The following is a 6,654-nucleotide window of genomic DNA, read 5'->3' as shown; positions in this document are numbered from 1 at the left end:
GCATTATAGGGAGTTCTGATTTGGGCGCAAGTGGTTTTTAACGAAAAATCAGACTTTTTTCGATCTTTTTAGATAGCCACATCATACACACCATTTACCCCCAAAGTTATCCACAAACATGGGCTTTAGAGGGAGTTTGAGCCTCGCGCCAAGATCAAAAAAGCCATCCTAAGGATGGCTTTTTCTATTATAGGTAAACTAACTGATTAACTTAGCTTGCCGTGACACTGCTTATACTTGCGACCCGAACCACATGGGCATGGATCGTTACGGCCAACCTTTTCACCTTCACGGACAACCGGCTGAGTCCCGGCTAACGCTTGAGCTTCTTCGACGCCAACGAGTGCTTCGGCTTGAGCATGTTGGTAATCACGACGCATCTTAGCCTCTTCCTGGCGGCGTCTCTCTTCCATCTCTTCGACATCTGATTGCGCTTGAACCTGTACTTTAGACAGTACGCTGATCACATCATGCTTTAATGTCTCCAACATCTGCTGGAACAGCTCAAACGACTCACGCTTATATTCTTGCTTAGGATTCTTCTGTGCATAGCCGCGCAGATGGATACCTTGACGCAGATGGTCCATGGCTGCCAAGTGCTCTTTCCAGAGACCGTCCAGAGTTTGCAGCATCACAGCCTTTTCGAATTGGCGCAGTACCTGGGCACCGACCATCTCTTCTTTCGCCTTATATGCCTTAGCCCACATCTCGACGATGCGCTCACGTAGGGTTTCCTCGTGCAGATCGTCTTCCTTATCTAACCACTCTTGAACAGGCATTCTTAGGGCGTACTCTTGCTCAAGACGGGTTTCAAGGCCAGCAACATCCCACAACTCTTCAACAGATTGCGGCGGAATGTATTGATCGATTAGACCGTTAACCACATCGGCCTGAATGTTAACGATAGTGTCTTCAATGCTTTCGGCATCCATGAGTTCGTTACGTTGAGCATAAACCACCTGACGTTGATCATTGGCCACGTCATCGAATTCCAGCAATTGCTTACGAATATCGAAGTTACGTGCTTCAACCTTACGCTGGGCATTTTCAATCGCACGAGATACCCATGGGTGCTCAATGGCTTCGCCCTTTTCCATGCCAAGCTTCTTCATCATAGAGGAGACACGATCTGAGGCGAAGATACGCATCAGGCTGTCTTCCATTGAGAGATAGAAGCGTGATGAACCGGCATCACCCTGACGACCTGAACGACCACGAAGCTGGTTATCGATACGACGCGATTCGTGACGCTCTGTACCCAAAATATGTAGACCACCTGCAGCAACCACTTCATCGTGGCGCACCTGCCAGTCAGCTTTGATCTTAGCTTTCTGTTCGGCAGTTGGGTTGTCGAGCGCTTCGATCTCCATGTTCCAGTTACCGCCTAACACGATATCGGTACCACGACCGGCCATGTTGGTTGCGATGGTTACCGCACCTTTACGACCCGCCTGGGCGACGATATCTGCTTCGCGCTCATGGAACTTAGCGTTAAGTACTTCGTGCGGTATCTTCGCCTTTTTAAGCATGCTATGTAGCAGCTCAGACTGTTCAATCGAAACCGTACCCACCAACACAGGTTGACCACGCTCGCGGCAATCTATGATGTCTTTAATAATGGCTTCGTATTTTTCTTCCGCCGTCAGGTAAACCAAATCCGCATGGTCTTTACGCACCATAGGACGGTTAGTTGGAATAACGACAGTATCCAAGCCATAAATATGTTGGAACTCGAACGCTTCGGTATCGGCAGTACCTGTCATACCGGCTAGCTTCTCATACTGACGGAAGAAGTTCTGGAAGGTGATAGATGCCAGCGTCTGGTTTTCATTTTGAATATGAACGCCTTCTTTAGCCTCAACCGCCTGATGTAGACCTTCTGACCAACGACGACCCGGCATAGTACGACCCGTGTGTTCATCAACGATAATCACTTCGTTATCTTGAACAATATAGTCGACATCTTTTTCAAACAGGGTATGAGCACGCAGCGCGGCATTAACGTGATGCAACAATGAGATGTTGGCTGCTGAGTAGAGTGAATCACCCTCAGCGAGCATGCCACGTTCGGTCAGCAGGACTTCTACCTTCTCCTGACCACGCTCTGTCATATGGACTTGCTTGGCTTTTTCATCAATAGAGTAATCGCCCTCACCAATCTCTTCCTCGGTATCTTCCTTCTCCTGACGGATAAGGTGAGGGATCAGGGTGTTGATCTTAATATATAGCTCAGAGCTATCTTCAGCGGCGCCCGAGATGATCAGCGGCGTACGCGCCTCATCGATCAAAATAGAGTCGACCTCATCGATCAGTGCATAATGCAGTGGACGTTGAACACGCTCGTTAGGCGAGAAGGCCATGTTATCGCGCAGATAATCGAAGCCAAATTCGTTGTTGGTACCATAGGTAATATCAGACGCATAAGCCATCTTCTTTTCGGCTTGGCCCATACCCGCGATATTGACGCCAACAGACATGCCTAAGAATTCAAATAGGGGACGGTTATTTTCAGCGTCACGACGAGCCAGGTAATCGTTCACAGTGATCACGTGAACCCCTTTACCTGTCAGTGCATTCAGATAAGCCGGCAGGGTAGCAGTCAAGGTTTTACCTTCACCGGTACGCATTTCAGCAATACGGTTGCTATCAAGCACCATACCACCTAGTAGCTGCACATCGAAATGGCGCATATCGAACACACGCTTTGAGGCCTCACGCACAACGGCAAAGGCTTCTGGCATTACATCATCCAGCGTCTGGCCCGATTCTAATCGCTGCTTAAACTCAGCCGTCTTGGCCTTGAGCTCTTCGTCGGAAAGTTTCTCAAAATCCGCTTCGAGTGCATTAATCTTAGTGACAATCTTACCGAGAGTTTTAAGGGTGCGATCGTTACGACTACCAAATATTTTTGTCAGTAATTTACCAAACATCTGAACCACTTTTATGTTGTTGGCTAAGTCCCTGTCGAGTCCAAAAGCCTATTTTAGTTTAACCTGCCTTGCGGTAGACATACTTCTTTGGATCTATCTGCTGTCCACCACGCAACACTTCATAATGCACATGAGGACCGGTCGAGCGACCCGTGCTCCCCATTTTGGCAATACTTTCGCCTTTTGCGACCACATCACCTACAGCTACTGACAAAGACTTATTGTGTCCATAGCGAGTACGCAGACCATTACCATGATCTATCTCGACTAACTCGCCATAACCAAACATATTGCCTGCCCATGTTACGACGCCGCCAGCGGTGGCGACAACATCGGCTCCCTCTTTGCCAGCAAAGTCTATGCCTTTGTGCATGGTTCTGCGACCGTTAAAGGGATCATTGCGTAAACCGTAGGGCGAAGATAACCAACCTTTCTGGATGGGACGCCCCGAGATATAACGTTCTTCATCTATATGGAGATTAGATGTCACCGTTTCAAGTAGTGATAATTGAACATTATTGTTATCTATTCGTGACACTAGCCTATCCATATCCTGAATAAGCTGATCGAGTTCGATGTTGCTGCCCAGTTCACTCAGGCCGCCAACACCGACTTCTGAAGAGAAATCGAATTGATCTTCGAGTTTATAATCTTTTGCAACTTGCTGACCCAGAGCTTCAAGTCGGGCGACTTTAGCCTGCATTCTTGCGACATGGGTAACCAACATGGCTAATTGCGATTCGGTTGCGCCTTTAAGCTCGATGAGTTCATGCTTCTGCTCTTCGCGGGCAACACGCTCATTATCGACACTCGCCTGTTGTTGCTGGAGTTGTTTGGCATTGTGCTGATACAAGCCAGTGCCTGCGGCAATCAGCAATACAGGTAGCAATAACCAACGCTTACCTGGTTGCCAGCGCATAGCACCATTCCGACCTTGAATAAAAACTGTTACACTCATAGCCTCATTAAGCCATTTTATTATGTTATGAAAAAGCCCCCGCAGGACCTCAGTCAATTACTGCTTCAGCAGGGTCAACTTCCCTCTATAGCCGAAAAAGCAGAACTTCTGATCCACCTAGATCACTATGTTAAACAGGTGATCTCTGGTCCTGTCACGGAACAACTAAAAGTTGCCAACTTCCGTCAAGGTGTGCTCGTTATCGAAACTACCACCGCTGCATGGGCTGCAAGGATAAACTTTCAAAAACCCAAACTTTTACAACAGTTACAAGCCGAAACGCTACCCATGCTGTCCGCTATCGAGGTTAAAGTCAACCCAAGCTTGAAAATGTATGAGACAAAATCAAAGCAGGCTCACAACCAGATTAGCGAAACTGCCGCGGCGCATATCGAAGCCTTGGCTGAACATGTAGAAGGTTCCCTGGGCCAAAAACTAAAACGGCTGGCTGCTTTAGCCAGCCGTTCAAGGCAATCCAAATAGGCTTAGGCCAATACTGCACCGGTAGGTACAGCAAAACTGACTGGCACCTCTTCTTCTTTTTCGAAGCTGACCAATTCCCAAGCATCTTGCTCGGCTAACAGGGCACGTACTAACTGATTGTTCAGTGCGTGTCCCGTCTTAAAGGCACGGAATTCACCGACGATAGCATGACCTGCTACATACAGATCACCAAAAGCATCGAGAATTTTGTGCTTAACGAATTCATCCTCATAACGCAGACCATCGGGGTTGAGGACGCGATATTCATCAAGCACAACGGCATTTTCCATGCTGCCACCTAACGCCAGGTTATTGGCTCGCAGATATTCGATGTCGCGCATAAACCCAAAGGTTCTCGCACGGCTGATATCGCGAACGAAAGCAGAAGATGAAAAGTCCATCACCATGTGTTGCTGACTTCTGGCAATTTCAGGATGATTAAAATCGATAGCGAAATCGACTCTGAATCCCTTGAATGGACGCAGCTCGGCCCACTTATCACCATCTTCAACACGCACAGGGCGCTTAATTCTTAGATATTTCTTTGCTGCGGCTTGCTCCTGAATCCCTACCGACTGTAGTAGGAACACCCATGGGCTGGCACTGCCATCCATGATGGGGATCTCAGGGGCATCGACTTCAATCGTTGCATTATCGATACCTAAGCCCGCTAACGCGGCAAACAGATGCTCAATTGTTGAAATACGAACACCGTCGTCATTCACAAGCGCCGTACACATGGTCGTTTCACGCACTTGATCTGCCTTAGCGGCAATCGCCACACTCGGCGTCAAGTCGGTACGAACCAACACGATCCCTGTATTTACTGGCGCGGGTTTGATCGTCAAAGTCACCTTGTTACCGGAATGCAATCCGACACCGGTGGTCTTAACCATTTCTTTAACAGTTCTTTGAAAAATCATTTATTTACCCGTTATATCACAACCAAAAAGCGTCTATTTTTGCACAACAAAGCGGCGCACAAGGGCGCTGCAGGTCGGACATGCTAGCATATCTTTGCCAATTCACCAAAATTTACCGACGATAGTCGCCGTACACCATCCTGGTTAAGGCGGTGGCTAGCACTCCCAACCAGAAGCGCTAGTCAGCTTGCTTACGCAAAAATGCCGGTATATCTAAGTAATCAAGATCACTCTTAGGCGCAGCGGCCGCAGCAGGCTGTGCCACTTGCACAACATTACCCGCTCCCATTGCCTGTGGGACTGCTTCTTCCGGTGGAAGTTCAATCTTAACCTCAGGCGCTGGCGTAGGCTCAGGGCGCTGCGCAGGCTTAGAAACCAGTTGAATATCAGGCTTCTTTTCGGCGCCAATGCCAGTTGCCACAACCGTTACACGCAGTTCATCGCTCATCTCTGGGTCAATCACCGCACCCACAACCACAGTGGCATTGTCAGATGCATAAGCCTTAACATGGTTACCTACGGTCTCGAACTCTTCGATACTCATGTCCATGCCCGCCGTGATGTTAACCAGAACGCCACGAGCTCCAGCCAGATCGATATCTTCCAGCAATGGACTGGCAACCGCCGCTTCGGCAGCTTCTTCGGCGCGATCTTCACCGCTCGCCACACCTGTGCCCATCATGGCATTACCCATTTCAGACATGACCGTCTTAACGTCGGCGAAGTCGACGTTAATCAGACCAGGACGGGTGATTAGCTCGGCAATACCTTGCACCGCACCAAGTAGAACATTGTTGGCCGCTGCAAAAGCATCTAACAGTGAAGTACCACGGCCTAATACCTTAAGTAGCTTCTCGTTAGGGATGGTGATCAGCGAATCCACATGCTTAGCCAGCATCTCGATACCTTGATCCGCGTAAGCCATACGCTTCTTACCCTCAAATGGGAAAGGCTTAGTCACTACGGCTACGGTGAGAATTCCCTCTTCACGAGCGATCTCAGCCACCACAGGTGCAGCACCAGTACCCGTACCACCACCCATACCGGCGGCGATAAAGATCATGTCCGAGCCTTTGATTGCGCTGCGGATATTCTCTCTGTCTTCTTCGGCCGCCAGGCGACCAATTTCTGGGTTGGCGCCTGCGCCAAGTCCCTTAGTGACATCACGACCTAATTGAATGGTCGTGCCCGCCGCTGACTTTCGCAGCGCCTGGGCGTCAGTGTTGGTTGCAACGAACTCAACACCTTCGATATTGTGTTTCACCATATGCTCGACGGCGTTACCACCACCGCCACCGACACCGATGACCTTAATCACCGCCTCATCGGAATGACTATCCATGATCTCAAACATGGTCTT

5 protein-coding genes are annotated in these 6,654 nt (G+C 49.1%); 1 reads left to right on the top strand and 4 read right to left on the bottom strand.

All coding sequences use genetic code 11. The annotated features are described in order from the left end of the window. Positions 1-206 precede the first annotated feature (206 nt). Both secA and NY07_RS10975 read right to left on the bottom strand, forming a co-directional pair. The gene (secA, locus tag NY07_RS10980; RefSeq protein WP_033539394.1) at positions 207-2,930 is read right to left on the bottom strand and encodes a preprotein translocase subunit SecA; all 2,724 of its coding nucleotides are present in this window, start codon (positions 2,928-2,930) and stop codon (positions 207-209) included. Between the two features lie 58 nt (positions 2,931-2,988). Continuing rightward, the gene (locus tag NY07_RS10975; RefSeq protein WP_033539393.1) at positions 2,989-3,888 is read right to left on the bottom strand and encodes a M23 family metallopeptidase; all 900 of its coding nucleotides are present in this window, start codon (positions 3,886-3,888) and stop codon (positions 2,989-2,991) included. A 27-nt stretch (positions 3,889-3,915) separates the two neighbouring features. On the opposite strand from NY07_RS10975, the gene NY07_RS10970 reads away from it, so the two are divergent. Beyond that, entirely contained in the window at positions 3,916-4,371 is a 456-nt protein-coding gene (locus NY07_RS10970; protein ID WP_033539392.1) for a DUF721 domain-containing protein, read from the top strand. Between the two features lie 2 nt (positions 4,372-4,373). On the opposite strand, the gene lpxC is transcribed toward NY07_RS10970, so the two are convergent. Together lpxC and ftsZ are read right to left on the bottom strand one after the other, a co-directional pair. After that, positions 4,374-5,294: a UDP-3-O-acyl-N-acetylglucosamine deacetylase gene (lpxC, locus tag NY07_RS10965; protein WP_033539391.1), complete on the bottom strand. Its 921-nt coding sequence runs from the start codon at positions 5,292-5,294 to the stop codon at positions 4,374-4,376. Between the two features lie 178 nt (positions 5,295-5,472). Continuing rightward, positions 5,473-6,648 (bottom strand): cell division protein FtsZ, encoded by a 1,176-nt coding sequence (gene ftsZ / locus NY07_RS10960; RefSeq protein WP_033539390.1) that lies wholly within the window; start codon positions 6,646-6,648, stop codon positions 5,473-5,475. Positions 6,649-6,654 lie beyond the last annotated feature (6 nt).

The sequence above is a fragment of the Shewanella sp. ECSMB14101 genome, from assembly GCF_000773485.1.
GTDB lineage: Bacteria > Pseudomonadota > Gammaproteobacteria > Enterobacterales > Shewanellaceae > Shewanella > Shewanella marisflavi.
This window is presented reverse-complemented; position numbering and strand designations above follow the sequence as displayed.